This is a genomic window from Xylophilus rhododendri, from assembly GCF_009906855.1.
Taxonomy (GTDB): domain Bacteria; phylum Pseudomonadota; class Gammaproteobacteria; order Burkholderiales; family Burkholderiaceae_C; genus Xylophilus; species Xylophilus rhododendri.
Genome location: NZ_CP047650.1, coordinates 3,192,880 through 3,208,701, shown reverse-complemented (window position 1 = coordinate 3,208,701; position 15,822 = coordinate 3,192,880). Strand labels below are relative to the sequence as shown.

15 protein-coding genes are annotated in these 15,822 nt (G+C 69.0%); 2 read left to right on the top strand and 13 right to left on the bottom strand.

Features of this window, described 5'->3' with window-relative positions; translation table 11 throughout:
- Positions 1–59 precede the first annotated feature (59 nt).
- Positions 60–905 carry a formyltetrahydrofolate deformylase gene (gene purU, locus GT347_RS14785; RefSeq protein ID WP_160552921.1) on the top strand — a complete coding sequence of 282 codons (846 nt, stop codon included), beginning with the start codon at positions 60–62 and terminating at the stop codon, positions 903–905.
- Between the two features lie 54 nt (positions 906–959).
- On the opposite strand, the gene GT347_RS14780 is transcribed toward purU, so the two are convergent.
- The 7 genes from GT347_RS14780 to GT347_RS14750 form a co-directional block, all read right to left on the bottom strand.
- On the bottom strand, positions 960–1,292 hold the full coding sequence (locus GT347_RS14780; RefSeq protein ID WP_160552920.1) for a cupin domain-containing protein: 333 nt from the start codon (positions 1,290–1,292) through the stop codon (positions 960–962).
- Entirely contained in the window at positions 1,289–2,827 is a 1,539-nt protein-coding gene (locus GT347_RS14775; RefSeq protein ID WP_160552919.1) for an efflux transporter outer membrane subunit, read from the bottom strand. Before GT347_RS14775 ends, GT347_RS14780 begins: the two co-directional genes overlap by 4 nt.
- Position 2,828: 1 nt before the next feature.
- Positions 2,829–6,002, bottom strand: a complete 3,174-nt coding sequence (locus GT347_RS14770) for an efflux RND transporter permease subunit (protein WP_160552918.1) — start codon at positions 6,000–6,002, stop codon at positions 2,829–2,831.
- Positions 6,003–6,035: 33 nt separating this feature from the next.
- Positions 6,036–7,265, bottom strand: coding sequence for an efflux RND transporter periplasmic adaptor subunit (locus tag GT347_RS14765; RefSeq protein WP_160552917.1), 1,230 nt, complete (start codon positions 7,263–7,265; stop codon positions 6,036–6,038).
- 207 nt (positions 7,266–7,472) lie between these two features.
- Complete coding sequence (locus GT347_RS14760; RefSeq protein ID WP_160552916.1) at positions 7,473–9,056, bottom strand: sodium:solute symporter family transporter; 1,584 nt, start codon at positions 9,054–9,056, stop codon at positions 7,473–7,475.
- A complete protein-coding gene (locus GT347_RS14755; RefSeq protein WP_160552915.1) occupies positions 9,053–9,289 on the bottom strand; it encodes a hypothetical protein in 237 nt (78 codons plus the stop codon). The genes GT347_RS14760 and GT347_RS14755 overlap by 4 nt, the downstream gene beginning before the upstream one ends.
- A 73-nt stretch (positions 9,290–9,362) precedes the next feature.
- On the bottom strand, positions 9,363–10,334 hold the full coding sequence (locus GT347_RS14750; protein ID WP_160552914.1) for an NAD(P)H-dependent flavin oxidoreductase: 972 nt from the start codon (positions 10,332–10,334) through the stop codon (positions 9,363–9,365).
- 257 nt (positions 10,335–10,591) lie between these two features.
- Between GT347_RS14750 and GT347_RS14745 the strand changes: the two genes are divergently transcribed.
- Positions 10,592–11,512 (top strand): LysR family transcriptional regulator, encoded by a 921-nt coding sequence (locus GT347_RS14745; RefSeq protein ID WP_160552913.1) that lies wholly within the window; start codon positions 10,592–10,594, stop codon positions 11,510–11,512.
- Between the two features lie 52 nt (positions 11,513–11,564).
- On the opposite strand, the gene GT347_RS14740 is transcribed toward GT347_RS14745, so the two are convergent.
- The 6 genes from GT347_RS14740 to hpxZ are packed head-to-tail and all read right to left on the bottom strand — an operon-like array spanning position 11,565 to position 15,821.
- Positions 11,565–12,533, bottom strand: a complete 969-nt coding sequence (locus tag GT347_RS14740; protein ID WP_160552912.1) for a tripartite tricarboxylate transporter substrate binding protein — start codon at positions 12,531–12,533, stop codon at positions 11,565–11,567.
- 24 nt (positions 12,534–12,557) lie between these two features.
- Complete coding sequence (locus GT347_RS14735) at positions 12,558–12,932, bottom strand: cupin domain-containing protein (RefSeq protein ID WP_160552911.1); 375 nt, start codon at positions 12,930–12,932, stop codon at positions 12,558–12,560.
- A gap of 3 nt (positions 12,933–12,935) precedes the next feature.
- Positions 12,936–13,568, bottom strand: a complete 633-nt coding sequence (locus tag GT347_RS14730) for an SH3-like domain-containing protein (RefSeq protein WP_160552910.1) — start codon at positions 13,566–13,568, stop codon at positions 12,936–12,938.
- Positions 13,561–14,193 carry a nitrile hydratase subunit alpha gene (locus tag GT347_RS14725; RefSeq protein ID WP_160552909.1) on the bottom strand — a complete coding sequence of 211 codons (633 nt, stop codon included), beginning with the start codon at positions 14,191–14,193 and terminating at the stop codon, positions 13,561–13,563. Before GT347_RS14725 ends, GT347_RS14730 begins: the two co-directional genes overlap by 8 nt.
- Complete coding sequence (locus GT347_RS14720; protein ID WP_229722322.1) at positions 14,180–15,412, bottom strand: GTP-binding protein; 1,233 nt, start codon at positions 15,410–15,412, stop codon at positions 14,180–14,182. The genes GT347_RS14725 and GT347_RS14720 overlap by 14 nt, the downstream gene beginning before the upstream one ends.
- A 4-nt stretch (positions 15,413–15,416) precedes the next feature.
- Positions 15,417–15,821 (bottom strand): oxalurate catabolism protein HpxZ, encoded by a 405-nt coding sequence (hpxZ, locus tag GT347_RS14715; protein ID WP_160552908.1) that lies wholly within the window; start codon positions 15,819–15,821, stop codon positions 15,417–15,419.
- Between the last annotated feature and the right edge of the window lies 1 nt (position 15,822).

Here is a 15,822-nt window from a genome sequence, read left to right as displayed (position 1 = left end):
GAGAGTTCTCGCCACCACGCGCCGGAAGTTTAGGCCTGCCCTGCGACAATCGCCGCCCTATGACGCACGCCTACATCCTCACGCTGTCCTGCCCCGACCGTCCGGGCATCGTCCACGCCGTCTCCGGTTTCCTGTTCGAGCGCGGCGCCAACATCGAAGAGGCGGCCCAGTACAACGACCACGCCACCGGCCTCTTCTTCATGCGCATGCAGTTCCGCTGCGAACTCGACACGCCGGCCCTGCGCGAGGCCCTGGGCGGTTTCGCCGCCCAGCATCCGATGGCCTGGAGCCTGCACCGCCAGGACGAGCCGATGAAGACGGTCATCATGGTGAGCAAGGAGGGCCACTGCCTCAACGACCTGCTGTTCCGCTGGAAGAGCGGCCTGCTGGCGCTGGACATCCGCGCCATCGTCAGCAACCACCGCGATTTCTACCAGCTGGCGGCCAGCTACAACGTGCCCTTCCACCACATCCCGGTGACGGCCGCGACCAAGCCGCAGGCCGAAGCCAAGCAGTTCGAGATCATCCAGGCCGAGGGCGCCGAGCTGGTGGTGCTGGCGCGCTACATGCAGGTGCTGTCGGACGACCTGTGCCGCAAGCTCGACGGCCGGGCGATCAACATCCACCACAGCTTCCTGCCGAGCTTCAAGGGCGCCAAGCCCTACTACCAGGCGCACGACCGGGGCGTGAAGCTGATCGGCGCCACCGCCCACTACGTGACGGCCGACCTCGACGAAGGCCCGATCATCGAACAGGACGTGGCCCGGGTGGACCACAGCAAGACGGTGGAAGACTTCACCGCCCAGGGCCGCGACACCGAGAGCCAGGTGCTGGCCCGCGCCGTGAAGTGGCACAGCGAGCACCGGGTGCTGCAGAACGGCCACAAGACCGTCATCTTCAAGTAGCCGGGCGTCGGGCGCCCGCCGGCCGATGGCTTCGGCCCGGCGGACGCAAGAGGCTCAGAGCAGCACGTAGAGCTTGCGCAGCTTCTTCTCGACCACCCACTCGCCCTTGGTCATCGGCGGGAACATCAGCGTGTCGCCCTCGGCCATCTCGGTGCGCTGGCCGTCGGTGCCGGTGAAGACGGCGTAGCCGGACAGGATCACCATGATCTCGCCCTCTTCCACCGTGCGCTGGAAGCGGCCGGGCTCGGATTCCCAGATGCCGAATTCGGCCTTCTCGCGGCCGGGCAGCTGGAGTTCGGTGGCGCTGCGCGGGGCGCCGTTGACGCTGTCGAGCGCCTGCAGGGGAAGGGCCAGGGCGGCGTCGCGGGTCAGTCTTTGGATGCTCATCGGGATTCCGTGGTCGGTTTCAGTTTCGGTGCAGCGCTGGACAGTACAGGATCCGCGGCAGCCGCATCGCGCGGCGGCTCGCCCGAATTCGCGATCCATCCTCCGCCCAGCGCCTTGTACAGCGTGACCAGGTTGGCCGCCCGCGCCAGCCGGGCCGACACCAGACTCTGCTGCGCGCCGAACAGGTCGGTCTGCGCCTGCAGCACCGACAGGTAGTCGTCCACGCCGTTCTTGTAGCGCATGTCCGACAGCTCCAGCCGGCGCCGCTGGCTGGCCTCGTAGCGCTGCAGCGACTGGATTTGCCGGTCGTAGGTGCCGCGCGCGGCCAGGCCGTCGGACACTTCGCGGAAGGCCGTCTGGATGCTGCGTTCGTAGTCGGCGATCTCGATGCGTTTCTGCACCTGGGCCAGCTCCAGGTTGGCCGCGAGGGCGCCGCCGCTGAAGATGGGCACCGAGATCTGCGGCGCGAAGCTCCACGAGCGCTGGGCGCCGCGGAACAGGCCGCCGGTGGTGGGCGAGAGCGTGCCGAAATCCCCGGTCAGCGAAACGCTGGGGAAGAAAGCCGCGCGCGCCGCGCCGATGTTGGCGTTGGCGGCCCGCAGCGCCTGCTCGGCCGCAGCGATGTCGGGGCGGCGCTGCAGCAGTTCGGAGGGCAGGCCGGCCGGGATGTCGGTCAGCAGCTGCTGGCCTACCAGCGGCAGGCCCGCCGGCAGGTCGGCCGGCAGTTGCTGGCCCACCAGCAGCACCAGGGCGTTCTCGTCCTGCGCGCGGGCGCGGCTGTAAGCCTCCAGGCTGGCCGAGGCCTGCTCGAAGATGCCTTGCGCCTGCTGCAGGTCGAGTTCGGTGGCCACGCCGTTGTCGTAGCTCAGCTGGTTGATGCGCAGGGATTCCTGCGCGTTCTTCAGCGTGGCCCGGGTGACGGCGAGCTGGTCCTCGTCGCCCAGCATGGTGAGGTACTGCACCGCCACCTGGGAGACCAGCGCGATCTCGGCGGCCTTGCGGGTCTCGGCCAGCGAGAGGTACTGCGCCAGGGCCTGGTCGCGCAGGCTGCCCACGCGGCCGAAGAAGTCGATCTCCCAGGACACGGAAGCGCCCACCGAATACACGGTGCTGTAGTTGCGGCCCGAGGAGGACAGGTTGGTCGGCGTGCGCTGGCGGGTGGCCGAGGCGGTGCCGTCCACCGTGGGCAGCAGCGAGGCGCGGGTGATCTGGTACTGGGCCCGCGCGGCCTCGACGTTGAGCATGGACACCCGCAGGTCGCGGTTGTTCTGCAGCGCCAGGCCGACGATGGCCTGCAGGCGCGGGTCGGCGAAGAAGTCGCGCCAGCCGATGTCGGCGGCGGCGCGGCCGTCCGCCGAACGCGCCTGGCCCTCGGGCGAGGCGGCGCCGGGCTGGCGCTCGTACACAGCACCCGCGGGGAAGGCCGCGCCCACCGGCGCGGCCGGGCGTTGGTACACCGGCTGCAGGCTGCAGCCGGCCAGCAGGGCGAGCAGTGCCGCCGAAGCCATCAGGCTCTTGGGGAAGACGGTTCGCATCTCAGTGGGCTCCTGCGGCCTGCGGCGCATGGGCGTCCGGCGGCGGCTTGTCGTCGTGCGGATGCTCCTTGGGTTTGGTCTGGCCGGCCAGCTTGCTGATCACCACGAAGAACATCGGGATCATGAAGATGGCCAGGAAGGTCGCCGTCAGCATGCCGCCGATCACGCCGGTGCCGATCGCATGCTGGCTGCCCGAGCCGGCGCCGTTGCTGATGGCCAGCGGCAGCACGCCCAGGATGAAGGCCAGCGAGGTCATCAGGATGGGGCGCAGGCGCAGGCGTGCCGCCTCGACGGCGGCCTCCACCACACCCATGCCCTGGGCCTCCAGCTCGCGGGCGAACTCCACGATCAGGATGGCGTTCTTCGCCGCCAGGCCGACGGTGGTCAGCAGGCCGACCTGGAAGAACACGTCGTTCTCCAGCCCGCGCACCAGGGTCGCGGCCAGCGCGCCCAGGATGCCCAGGGGCACCACCATGATCACCGAGACCGGGATCGCCCAGCTCTCGTAGAGCGCGGCCAGGCACAGGAACACCACCAGGATCGACACGCCGTAGAGGAAGGGCGCCTGCGAGCCGGACTGGCGTTCCTGGAAGGACAGCCCGGTCCATTCGTAGCTGATGCCCGCGGGCAGCTTGGCGACCAGGGCTTCCATCGCGGCCATGGCATCGCCGGTCGACTTGCCGGGCGCGGCCGCGCCCTGGAGTTCGACGGCCGAGACGCCGTTGTAGCGTTCCAGCTTGGGCGAGCCGTAGGTCCACTTGCCGCTGCCGAAGGCGCTGAAGGGCACCATGGCGCCGGCGCTGTTGCGCAGGTACCAGTCGTTGAGGTTCTCCGGGTTCATGCGCCACTTGGAATCGCCCTGCACGTAGACCTTCTTGATGCGGTTGTCGGTATCGAGGAAGTTGTTGACGTACGAGGAGCCCCATGCCACCGCGAAGGCCTGGTCGATGCCGGCGGCGGTCAGGCCCAGGGCCTGCGCCTTCTCGCGGTCGATGACGACCTGGAACTTGGGCGTGTCGTTCAGGCCGTTGGGCCGCACCTGCGCCAGCGCCGGGTCCTGCGCCGCCATGCCGAGCAGCTGGTTGCGCGCGGCGATCAGCGCCTCGTGGCCGAGGCCGGCGCGGTCGACCAGCTCCAGGTCGAAGCCGGAGGCGGTGCCCAGTTCGGGGATCGACGGCGGGTTGACGCCGATCACCAGCGCGTCCTTGTAGCTGCCGAAATGCATGTTCAGGCGCTTGGCCAGGGCCTGCAGTTTCTGGTCGGCGCCCTGCCGGTCTTCATAGCCCTTCAGGCGCACGAAGACCAGGCCCGAGTTCTGGCCGCGGCCGGCGAAGCTGAAGCCGTTGATCTCGAAGGTCGATTCGACCAGCGCGCCCTCGTCGTCATGCAGATAGGCGCTGACGTCCTTCAGGGCATGGGCGGTGCGTTCCTGGGTGGAGCCGGCCGGGGTCTGCACGATCACGAACATGGTGCCCTGGTCCTCGTCCGGCAGGAAGGACTTGGGGATCTTCGTGAACATGAAGCCCACCACCACCAGCAGCAGCGCGTACAGGATCAGCCAGCGGCCCGAGCGCTTGATCACGCCCTGCACGCCGCTGTGATACCTGTTCTGGCTGCGGTCGAACACGCGGTTGAACCAGCCGAAGAAGCCGGTCTTCTTCTCGTGGCCTTTCTCGACCGGCTTGAGCAGCGTGGCGCAGAGCGCCGGCGTCAGGATCAGCGCGGTCAGCACCGACAGGATCATGGCCACTACGATGGTCAGCGAGAACTGGCGGTAGATGGCGCCCACCGAGCCGCCCGAGAAGGCCACCGGCACGAACACCGCAGACAGCACCAGGGCCACGCCCACCAGCGCGCCGGTGATCTGGCCCATGGCCTTGCGGGTGGCGTCGCGCGGGCCCAGGCCCTCCTCGGCCATCACCCGCTCGACGTTCTCCACCACCACGATGGCATCGTCCACCAGCAGGCCGATGGCCAGCACCAGGCCGAACATCGACAGGGTGTTGATCGAGAAGCCCGCCACCGACATGGCGGCGAAGGTGCCCAGCAGCACCACCGGCACGGCGATCGTGGGGATCAGGGTGGCGCGGATGTTCTGCAGGAAGAGATACATAACCAGGAACACCAGCACCACGCCTTCGATAAGTGTCTTGACCACTTCCTCGATCGATTGCGTGACGAAGGGCGTGGTGTCGTAGGGGTACTTCACCGTCATGCCCGGCGGGAAGAAGGGCTGCAGCTCGGCCACGCGCTTGCGCACCACGTCGGCGGTGTTGAGCGCGTTGGCGCCGGTGGCCAGCTGGATGCCCAGGCCGGCGGCCGGCATGCCGTTGTACTGGGTGGTGATGTTGTAGTTCTCGCCGCCCAGGCCGATGCGCGCCACGTCCTTGATGCGCACCTGCGAGCCGTCGGTGTTGACCTTCAGCAGGATGTTGCCGAACTCCTCGGGCGTGCGCAGCAGCGTGGCCTCGGTGATGGTGGCCTGCAGCATCTGGCCCGGCACCGGCGGCGTGCCGCCCAGCGAGCCGCCGGCCACCTGCACGTTCTGCGCGGTGATGGCGGCGGTGACGTCGGTGGCGTTGAGCTTGTAGTTGTTGAGCTTGGCCGCGTCGAGCCAGATGCGCATCGCGTACTGCGAGCCGAACAGGGTGACGGTGCCCACGCCGTCGAGGCGGCTGACCGGGTCCTGGATCTTCGAGGCGATGTAGTTGGCCAGGGCGTAGCGGTCCATCTTGCCGTCTTCGGAGACGAAGGCCATCACCATCAGGAAGCTGGAGCTGGACTTGGTCACCGAGATGCCGGCCTGCTGCACCGCCGTCGGCAGCAGCGGGGTGGCCAGCTGCAGCTTGTTCTGCACCTGCACCTGCGCGATGTCGGGGTTGGTGCCGGCGGCGAAGGTCAGGGTGATGGTGGCGGCGCCGGAGTCGTCGCTGTTGGAGGAGAGGTAGAGCAGGTGGTCGAGGCCGCTCATCTGCTGCTCGATCACCTGGGTGACCGTGTTCTCGACCGTGCTGGCCGAGGCGCCCGCGTAGTTCGCGCGGATCGACACGGCGGGCGGCGCGATGGTCGGGTATTGGGAGACCGGCAGGGTGTAGATCGCCCCCACGCCGGTCAGCATCAGGATGATCGCGATGACCCACGCGAAGATGGGGCGATCGATGAAGAAATTAGCCATGTAGCAGGAACTCGCTCTTCATGTGGGGCCGGCTCAGGAGCCCGAACCGGTTTTGGCGGGGGCCGGGGCCGCGGGCGCGGCGGCTGCGGCGGGCGCGCCCGCGGCCGGGGGCAGCTTGGCGGGCACGGCCTTGGCCTGGGCGCCGGAGCGGACCTTGTCGGTGCCCTGCACCACCACCTGGTCACCCGGCTTGACGCCGTCGGTGACGATCCAGTCGGCGCCGCGGGTGCCCGAGGTGGTCAGCACCACCTGGTTGACCTTGCCGTCGCCGCCCACCACCAGCGCGACCGGGCGGCCGCTCTGGTCGTGCGTCACGCCAACCTGGGGAATCAGCATGGCGTTGTTGTTGACGCCCTGCTCCAGGCGGGCACGCACGAACATGCCGGGCAGCAGGATGTTGTTCTTGTTGGGGAACACCGCGCGCACCGTGACGGAGCCGGTGCCCTGGTCCACGCTGACGTCGGAGAACTGCAGCTTGCCGGCGGCTTCGTAGCGGGCGCCGTTCTCCAGCGTGAGTGCGATCTGCGCGGCATTGGCGCCGCTGGTCTGCAGCCGGCCTTCGCGGATGTCGGTGCGCAGCTGCAGGCCGTCGACGCTGGACTGCGTCAGGTCCACGTACATCGGATCGAGCTGCTGCACCGTGGCCAGCAGGGTGGCGCCGCTGGCCTGAACATAGGCGCCGGGCGTGACCTGCGACAGGCCGATGCGGCCGCTGATCGGCGCGACCACGTCGGTATAGCCCAGGTTGATCTGCGCCGTGGCCACCGCGGCCTGGCCGGCGGCCACGTCGGCCGCGGCCTGGCCCTGGGTGGCCAGGGCGTTGTCGTAATTCTGCTTGCTGACCGCGTTGCCGGCCACCAGCACCTTGTAGCGTTCCACCTGGGCGTTCTGCGCCACCAGGTTGGCCTGGGCGCGCGCCAGCGTGGCCTTGGCGCTGTTGAGGGTGGCGATGTAGGGCGCCGGATCGATCTTGTAGAGCCGCTGGCCGGCCTTGACGTTGGCGCCTTCGGTGAAGTCGCGGCTGAGCACGATGCCATCGACCCGCGCGCGCACCTGGGCCACCTGGTAGGCGCTGGTGCGGCCGGGCAGCTCGCTGATCACGGGAACCGCGCTGGTGGCGACGGTGATGACACCCACCTCCGGTACCTGGGCGGCCGGCGCGGCGGCCTTCTTGCTGTCGCATCCGGCAAGCGCCGCGATCGCGGCCAGGGCGAGGGCCAGGCAAAGACGGGTGTGGGAACGCGCGGGAGGCGTGGTGGACATGGGCGACCTGGGACGGTGCAGCCCGGGAACCGGCCCGGGCTGGAGCAAGAGGAAGGCACGGATGTGCCCGTGGAAGACGACCCACGCATGGCGGGTCCATCCACCAGCTTAATGGAAACCAAGGGTTAACCACTAGCCGACTCTTGCTTGCCGCAGTAACACGCCCGGCTTGTCGGTACCGGCGCGCACGGGCAGCGGCGCAATCTGCTAGGCAGTGGCTTGCGCCGGCCGGTGGGCGACCACCCCGGCGCTGAGCAGGCTGCCGATCCAGCAGGCCGCGAAGGCCAGGGGCACGGTGATGAGCGCCGGCGGGTCCAGGCTGACCAGCGGCGCCGCATGGCCCAGCACCTTCACCCAGACCGAGGGGCCCATCACCGTCAGCACCAGCGATCCCAGGATGCCGACCGTGCCGCCCAGGATGGCGCCGAAGGCCGTCAGCTTCTTCCAGCAGATCGCCAGCAGCAGCACCGGGAAGGTCGAGGAGCAGGCGATGGAGAACGCCAGGCTGATCATGTAGGCCACGTTCTGGCTCTTGAAGGCGATGCCCAGCACCACCGCCAGCGCGCCCAGCACCACGGTGGCGATACGCACGATGCGGAACTCCTCGGCCTCCGAGGCGTTGCGGCGCTTGAAGATCGCGCCGTAGATGTCGTGGCTGATGGCCGAGGCGCCCGACAGCGTCAGCCCCGCGACCACCGCCAGGATGGTGGCGAAGGCCACCGCCGACACCACGCCGAACATCACGTCGCCGCCCAGCAGGTGCGAGAGATGCAGCGCCGCCGTGTTGCCGCCGCCAATCAGCGCGCCCCTGGCGTCGAGATAGGCCGGGTTGGAACGCACCAGCGCGAGCGCGCCGAAGCCGATGACGAAGATCAGCGCATAGAAGCCGTTCATGAAGATCGCCGCCCACATCACCGAGCTGCGCGCCGCACGGGCGTCCTTCACGGTGAAGAAGCGCATCAGCACATGCGGCAGGCCGGCGGTGCCGAACATGAGCGCCAGCCCCAGGGAGAAGGCCGACCAGGGATCCTTGGCCATCGTGCCCGAGCCCAGGATGTCGATGCCGCGCGGATGCACCTGCACCGCCTGCGCCAGCAGCGCGCCGAAATCGAAGCCGAAGCGGCCGAGCACCAGCAGGGCCATGACGACACCGACGCAGAGCATCAGCACCGCCTTCACGATCTGCACCCAGGTGGTGGCCAGCATGCCGCCGAAGACCACGTACAGGATCATCAGCGCGCCCACCAGGGTGATGGCCAGGCTGTAGTCGATGCCGAAGAGCAGCTGCACCAGCTGCCCCGCGCCGACCATCTGCGCGATCAGGTAGAAGCAGACGATGGTGAGCGAGGCGCAAGCCGAGAACACCCGCACGCCATTGCCCGGCAGCCTGGCGCAGACCACGTCGGTGAAGGTGTACTTGCCGAGCTTGCGCAGCTTGCCGGCCATCAGGAAGACCACGATGGGCAGGCCGGTGGTGTAGCCGATGGCGTAGTACAGGCCGTCGAAGCCGGCGCCGAAGACCAGGGCGGTGAGGCCGAGGAAGGCGCCGGCCGACAGCGCGTCGCCGGTGATCGCCAGGCCATTCTGGAAGCCGGTGATGCCGCCGCCGGCCGCATAGAAGTCGCTGGTGGAGCTGGTGCGGCGCGCCGCCCACCAGGTGATGCCGAGCGTGATGGCGATCACCACCGCGAACAGCGACAGCGAGGTGGCGCTGGCCTGCCGCGCCGGCTGGCCCTGCGCCCAGGCGCCGGCCGCCAGGAAGGCGAGCGACAGGCAAAGGATCTTTTTCATTTGGCGCTCTCTTTTCGGTTGGTGGCCAGGACATAGACGACGGTCATCGCCACGCCGCTGGCGATGACGGCGAGGCCGAAATAGAAGACGGCGGGCACGCCCTGCGGCGGCGCCGACGGCCTGTGGAAGCAGCAGAAGGCGATGAAGGAGAAATAGACGAGGACCTGGAGGGCGGTGAGCAGCAGGCCCAGGCCCGTCTTTTCGTCGTCGAGTGCATCAGGGGTGTTTGGCATGGAAGCTCCGGGGGTATCGGGGATGTGGGGGATGTGGGGGATGTGGGGGATGGATGGCGGATCGGCCGAGGCCTCAGGCGGCGACAGGCTCGCGGTGCAGCAAGGCGCTGGCCTGCCGCGCCACGGCCGACACCACCTCGCCCGCCGAAGGGATGTCGTGGATCAGCCCCACGGCCTGGCCGACGGTGACGTTGGCGCAGTCGCAGTCGCCGCCGTCGTAGGCCTGCTCCACCCTGGCCTGCTCCTCGGGCTGCACCGCCGCCAGCGCCTCCTCCTTGCCGTGCCACTGGCGGATGAAGTCGTTGACCAGCAGGCGCCCGGTGTATTCGGCGGGCCAGCGGCGGCCGCGGGCGATGTCGTAGACGGAGGTGCGCAGGGTCTGCGCCCCCCGGGCTTTCACCACCAGGGCCTTGGCGTTGGGATGGATCAGGGCTTCGCGGGTCGCCCAGAAGCGGGTGCCCATCAGCACGCCGTCGGCGCCCAGCATCAGCGCGGCGGCCAGGCCCCGGCCGTCGGCGATGCCGCCGGCGCTCAGCAGCAGGGTCGAGGGCGAGCGGGCCGCGAGATAGTCGGCGACTTCCGGCGTGAAGGTCATGGTGGCCTGCCGGTCGAAGCCGTGGCCGCCGGCCTCGGTGCCCTGGGCCACGACCACGGTCGCGCCGACGTCGATCGCCCGCTGCACATGTTCCAGCGTCTGCACCTGGCAGATCAGCGGCACGCCGGCATCGGTGACCTTGCGGGCATGGGGCGCGGGGTCGGAGAAGGACAGCATCAGGGCGCGCGGCCTGTGGGCCAGGGCGCGGTCGAGCAGGGAGGTGTCGCGCGCCATCGACCAGGTGATGAAGCCGCAGCCGATGGCGGCCCGGCCGGCGAGCGAGAACTCGCGCTCCAGCATCTCGTGGTTGCCGTAGCCGCCGCCGAGCAGGCCCAGCCCTCCGGCATGGGAGACCGCCGCGGCCAGAGCGCCGCCGGATGCGGGGTCCATGGGGGCCAGGGCGATCGGGTAGGCCAGGTCGAAGCGTTCGGTGAATCGGGTGGTGAGCATGGGGCGGTCCGCAGGTGTGAGGAGCGCATGCTATGAAGCCGGATGGATCGCCAGAAACGATTTATATGGATGCCAGTCATCCGGTTTGAAGATCGGTTTCGGATGCACTTCTTTGGCCGTAAAACGCACCAGACCAGACGCAAAACTCCCCAAACCAGGGGCAATTACCCTGTGCCCATGGCACCCACGACTGGCACGCTTGGTGCATCTCGAATTCCGTGGCAATTTCGTATTGCCCATCCCCCAAGGAGATCGCCGTGGAAGTAGCCGACCTGACCACCTTCGCCGCCGTGGCGCGATGCGAGGGCATCACCCGGGCCGCCCGGGAGCTGCACACGGTGCAGTCCAACGTGACCAACCGGATCAAGGCCCTGGAGGACGAGGTGGGCGTGCGCCTGTTCGAACGCCACAGCCGCGGCGTGGTGCTGACCAGCGCCGGCATGCGGCTGCTGCCCTACGCGGCCCGGGCCGTGGCCCTGCTGCAGGAAGCCACCGCCATGGCGCGCGACGACGGCGAGGCGCAGGGCACGCTCACCATCGGCACCATGGAGACCACGGTGGCGACCCGCCTGCCGCCCGTCTTCGCCGCCTTCCACGACCTGTGCCCCGCCGTGAACCTGGTGGTGCAGACGGGCCCCACCGCGGACCTGATGCAGAGCGTGCTGGACAACAAGGTCGATGGCGCCTTCGTCGCCGGCCCGATCGACCATCCCGATCTGAGCGCCGTGCGCGCCTTCGAGGAAGAGCTGGTGCTGGTGAGCTCGCGCCGCTGGCAGGACCTGGCATCGCTGCGCGCCCACGCCCTGCCGATCAGCGCCCTGATGTTCCGCACCGGCTGCTCCTACCGCCAGAAGCTGGAGCAGTTGATGGTGCAGCTGGGCAAACCCGCCTTCAAGCGTTTCGAGTTCGGCTCCTTCGACGGCATCCTGGGCTGCGTGGCCGCGGACGTGGGTGTGACCCTGCTGCCGCGCTCGGTGGTGGAACGCAGCGCCGTCGCCGACCAGGTGATCGCCCACCAGGTGGACGTGAACATCGCGCGGGCGCCGACCTTCTTCATCCGCCGCCGGCAGTCCTACGAGGGCACGGCCCTGCGCAAGTTCGCGGGCTGCCTGGAGGAGCGGGCGCAGCAGCTGCCGAGCATGTTTCCGCTGACCGCGGATTTCGCGTATTCGCACTGAGTCCCGCGGCCGCCCGCGGGACCCGGCGGGCCGAAGCCGGGCCGGGAATCGATCAATCGACCCGGATGCCGGCGCGGCGCACGATCTCGCCGCTGCTCTTGACCTCCGCGGCGATGAGTTTCCTGAACGCTTCCGGCGTGGAGCTGGTGGGCGTCAGCCCGAGTGCGGCGATCTTGTCGTGCACGGCCGGATCCGCCAGGGCGCTGGCCAGGTCGGCGCTCAACTTCTGGGCGATCTGCGGATCGAGACCGGCAGGCCCCACCATGCCGAACCAGGCGCCCGACTCGAAACCGGTGAAGCCCGATTCGATGAAGGTCGCGACCTCCGGCAGCTGCGGCACGCGCGATGCGCTGCCCACCCCCAGCGCCACGATCTTGCCGCTGCGCACATAGGGCAGCACATCCGGCAGGGGCGCCATCAGCAGGTCGGTCTGCCCTCCCATGACCGCCACCACGCCCGGCGCCGATCCCGGATAGGGCACATGAAGAATGTTCATGCCCGACAGCGCCTTGAGTTTTTCCAGCGCCAGATGCGCGGCGGTCCCGTTGCCGATCGAGCCCGAGGAAAGCTCCCGCTTGCCCGACCTGGCCAGCTCCTGCAGCCCGCGCAGGGTCTTGAAGGACGCGCCCGGCTGGGCCACCAGCACGTTGGGCGTGAAGGTCAGCTGGGTCAGCGGCGCGAAGTCCTTGAGGGTGTCGTAGGGCAGGTTGTCGCGCAGGCTCGGGTTGACGGCAAAGGCGTTGGTCACCACGCCCAGGGTGTAGCCGTCCGGCGCGGCCTTGGCCACCGCATTGACGCCGATGATGGTGCTGGCACCGACGCGGTTCTCGACCACCACCGGCACGCCCCACCTGCCCTGCAGCACCGGCGCCATGACCCGGATCAGCACGTCGGAAGACCCGCCGGCCGGATACGGCACCACGATCCTGATCGGCCGCTCGGGGAAGGCCCCGGCATGGCCCGCCTGCGGTGCGAGGATGGAAAGGGCGGCCGCCGCGGCCACCAGGAAACGTTGGAACATAAGCGCTTTCATTTCGCGTCCTGACTAGTTGCCTTCACATGTCGGCGGCTCCTGCGGATCCAGCACCTTGAAGTCGCAGCGACCAAGGCCCTGGATCAGCAGGAACGACACCGTCTTCTTGTCCGCCACCTCGATGAAGTGCGGACGGCCTGCCTGGATGGAGAAAGACTCGCCCGCTCGTATTTCGCGGGTCTCTGGAGGGTTGTGCATGCGGATCCGCAGCACCCCCTCGGTGATGTAGAAGAGGTCCTCGACCTCGGTATGCACATGCCAGGGGCTGCGCTGGTCGCCGCTCATGCTGATCTGGGTCAGGCGGTGGTCGGGCTCCTCGATGAGCTTGACCCGGCGGTCCATTTCGTAGGCTGCGCCGGCCGTGCCGGTCTTGTGAGCGGTGTCCATGGTTCAGGCCTCCGGGTTCAGGTAGCTGTCGGACAGGTCGACGATCACCGTGCCCGCATCGAGCGCGTCGGCCCACAGTTCGCGGCGCTCGAACTCGACGCGGTAGGTGAACTCGGCCGCACCCGGCTCGCGGTGGCCCACCCGCCCGGGAAAGGGCAGCGCATGCCGGCCGCGATCGACGACGGTGCCGGTCTTGCCGCGCACATAGGCGGGGGCGCGCACATGGCCGTCCGGCAGCGGTGAGCGCACGGTGACCCGGTCGCCGGCCTGGAAACGCACCAGTTCCGGCCGCTCCGCGCCCGCATGGCCGGGGCCCCGGGGCGTGGAGATCGGGATGCGGATGTGCGGCTCCAGATGCTGCTCGATCTCCCCGGCGGTGACGATGCCGGCTTCCAGGTAGGCATTGGTGATGCCGCTGAGCATCCGGTCGTAGTAGGACTTGCTCAGATAGAAGTCGCGCGGCAGCCGCTCCAGCGCGTGGCGGTAGGCATCGGTGCGGTACCAGCCCTTCTGCGCGCCCAGGCGCAGCACCGCCATCAGGGTCCATTCCCAGCGCTCGTTGTATTCGTAGTCCTTTTCCAGGTGGGGGATGGCACCGAAGCCGGCGATGCCGCCGAGGTCGTGGGTATCAGGCATGCTGCACCTCCACGTCCGATGTGGCGGCCTGGCCGTCGCGCCTGACCAGGCGCACATCGGGCTGCTCCACGCCGATGAGGCTTTTCTTGGTGACGATGGAGGCCAGTTCGGCCTCGCTCCAGCCCTCGGTGCCCGCGGGTCGGACGGGGATCACCATGTAGCCGGTTTCGGCGGTGATGTCCCACACCTTGATCTCCACCTCGGGCGCCAGCGTCAGGCCGAACTCGCCCAGCACCGCGCGGGGCTCGCGCACCAGGCGGGCGCGGTAGGCCAGGCTCTTGTACCAGTGCGGCGGCTGGCCGATCAGCGACTTGATGGTGCAGGAGCACAGCGTGCAGACCAGCACGTTGTGCACCTTGTCGGTGTTCTCCAGGGCCAGGGCGTCCCAGCCGCCGAAGGGCACGGGCTGCACCACTTCGTTGGCGGTGCCAAGGGCATCGGCCAGCAGGCGCTGCTTGAAGTCCGGATCGCACCAGGCCCGGGCCACCACGGCGGCGCCGTTGGCGGGCGTCCAGGTTTCGAAGCCCTCTTCCATGGCATCGACTTCCGCCTGGGTGTGCATGCCCTTGGCGATCAGCGCGTCGCGCAGCGCCAGCGTTCTTTCCTTCTCGTTATTGAAGTGCATCTGCTTTTCCTTTCACCGTTGTGTCTGTTGAATCCGCTTCTTGCGGGGCGTAGGCGGCCCAGGCGTCGGCCCCCTGCAGGATCTCGTCGTCGCTGAGCCGGCAGGCGTCCAGCGCCGCGGTGATGGCCTGCCGGTCCAGCCGCTGGCCGATGAACACCAGCTCCTGGCGGCAGTCGCCCACCTCCTCGGACCAGCGGCTGCGGATGAAAGCGCGCTGCGCCTCGTCCGGCGGCCAGCTGCGTTCGTCGAGGAAACGCCACCAGGCCCCGGACCATTCATAGGCCATGGGCGCCGCGCCGGCCTTGGCCAGCACGCCCATCTCGGTGACGCGATGCGCCAGCCACAGATACCCCTTGGCGCGCAGCAATGCCTTATCGCTGCCGTGCTCGGCCAGGAAGCGGGCAAAGCGTTGCGGATGGAAGGGAATGCGTGAGCTGTAGACAAAGGAGGAGATGCCGTAGGCGTCCTGTTCGGAGTGCTCCTCGCCCCGCAGGGTGGCCAGCCAGCCCGGCGCGGCGCTGGCCTGCTCGATGTCGAATGCGTGGGTGTTCAGCAGCAATTCCGGGGCGACCGCGCCGCCGGAGGCCAGCACGATCCGCGCCCGGCTGTTCAGGCCACGCAGCACGCCCTGCAGCGTGCCCTGCTGCTGCGGCGAGATCAGGTCGCTCTTGCTGACGACGATCACGTCGGCGAATTCCACCTGGTTGACCAGCAGGGCCTGCAGCCCGGGCTGGTCCGAGGACGGTGCCGTGAACTGCGCCATGAAGTTCGCGCCATCCACCACGGTCGCCATGGTGTCCAGCCGCGCCACGTCCGACAGCACCTGACCGCGTTCGTCCATGAAGGTGAAGGTCTCGGCCACCGGCAGCGGCTCGCCGATGCCGGTGGACTCGATCAGCAGGTAGTCGAAACGGCCGGCGGCGGCCAGCCTGGCGACCTCGCCGAGCAGGTCCTCGCGCAGCGTGCAGCAGATGCAGCCGTTGCTCATCTCGACCAGGGCGTAATCGGTGCGGGAGACGGCGGCCCGGTCCTGCAGCCGGTGGGCGTCGATGTTGATCGCGCTCATGTCGTTCACCACGACCGCGATGCGCATGCCGTGCGGGGTGCCCAGCAGGTGGTTGAGCAGGGTGGTCTTGCCCGCGCCCAGGAAGCCGCTCAGCACGGTGACGGGCAGGCGGCGGTCCTCGCGGGCCGGGTCCACGATGGCAGACATCGCCATGGCCTTACACCGCGGCCCCGGCGGCGGCCGGGACGGGCACCACACTCACATGCGCCGCGACGATGCGCCAGCCCGCCTCCAGGCGCACCCAGGTCTGCTGCTGGCGGCCGATCATCCCGGCCTGCGCCTCGCGCTCGAACAGGGTGCTGGCCGTGGCGCAGTCGCTGCCGAAGGTGGTGATCACCGTGCGGCTCAGCACCCGGTGCAGGCCGGCGGGCGAACGGCCCTGGCGGTAGGCGCGGATCTCGCCGATGCCGTGCAGGATCTCGGCGATGCCGTAGCGGATGGTCTTGTCGTCGTGCCAGAAGCAGGCGTCCATCCCGGCCAGGTCGTTGGCCATCAGCGCGGTTTCGTAGCGGCCGAAGGCTTCCTGCACCTCGGCCAGCACCCGGGGGTCATTCACGATCATG

What these genes read in the sequence shown, in the direction of transcription:
- GT347_RS14730 (WP_160552910.1), bottom strand. Translation starts at nt 13,568, where the DNA reads ATGCCTGATACCCACGACCTCGGCGGCATCGCCGGCTTCGGTGCCATC.
- purU (WP_160552921.1), top strand. Translation starts at nt 60, where the DNA reads ATGACGCACGCCTACATCCTCACGCTGTCCTGCCCCGACCGTCCGGGC.
- GT347_RS14735 (WP_160552911.1), bottom strand. Translation starts at nt 12,932, where the DNA reads ATGGACACCGCTCACAAGACCGGCACGGCCGGCGCAGCCTACGAAATG.
- hpxZ (WP_160552908.1), bottom strand. Translation starts at nt 15,821, where the DNA reads ATGATCGTGAATGACCCCCGGGTGCTGGCCGAGGTGCAGGAAGCCTTC.
- GT347_RS14765 (WP_160552917.1), bottom strand. Translation starts at nt 7,265, where the DNA reads ATGTCCACCACGCCTCCCGCGCGTTCCCACACCCGTCTTTGCCTGGCC.
- GT347_RS14760 (WP_160552916.1), bottom strand. Translation starts at nt 9,056, where the DNA reads ATGAAAAAGATCCTTTGCCTGTCGCTCGCCTTCCTGGCGGCCGGCGCC.
- GT347_RS14755 (WP_160552915.1), bottom strand. Translation starts at nt 9,289, where the DNA reads ATGCCAAACACCCCTGATGCACTCGACGACGAAAAGACGGGCCTGGGC.
- GT347_RS14770 (WP_160552918.1), bottom strand. Translation starts at nt 6,002, where the DNA reads ATGGCTAATTTCTTCATCGATCGCCCCATCTTCGCGTGGGTCATCGCG.
- GT347_RS14720 (WP_229722322.1), bottom strand. Translation starts at nt 15,412, where the DNA reads ATGGCGATGTCTGCCATCGTGGACCCGGCCCGCGAGGACCGCCGCCTG.
- GT347_RS14780 (WP_160552920.1), bottom strand. Translation starts at nt 1,292, where the DNA reads ATGAGCATCCAAAGACTGACCCGCGACGCCGCCCTGGCCCTTCCCCTG.
- GT347_RS14775 (WP_160552919.1), bottom strand. Translation starts at nt 2,827, where the DNA reads ATGCGAACCGTCTTCCCCAAGAGCCTGATGGCTTCGGCGGCACTGCTC.
- GT347_RS14750 (WP_160552914.1), bottom strand. Translation starts at nt 10,334, where the DNA reads ATGCTCACCACCCGATTCACCGAACGCTTCGACCTGGCCTACCCGATC.
- GT347_RS14725 (WP_160552909.1), bottom strand. Translation starts at nt 14,193, where the DNA reads ATGCACTTCAATAACGAGAAGGAAAGAACGCTGGCGCTGCGCGACGCG.
- GT347_RS14740 (WP_160552912.1), bottom strand. Translation starts at nt 12,533, where the DNA reads ATGTTCCAACGTTTCCTGGTGGCCGCGGCGGCCGCCCTTTCCATCCTC.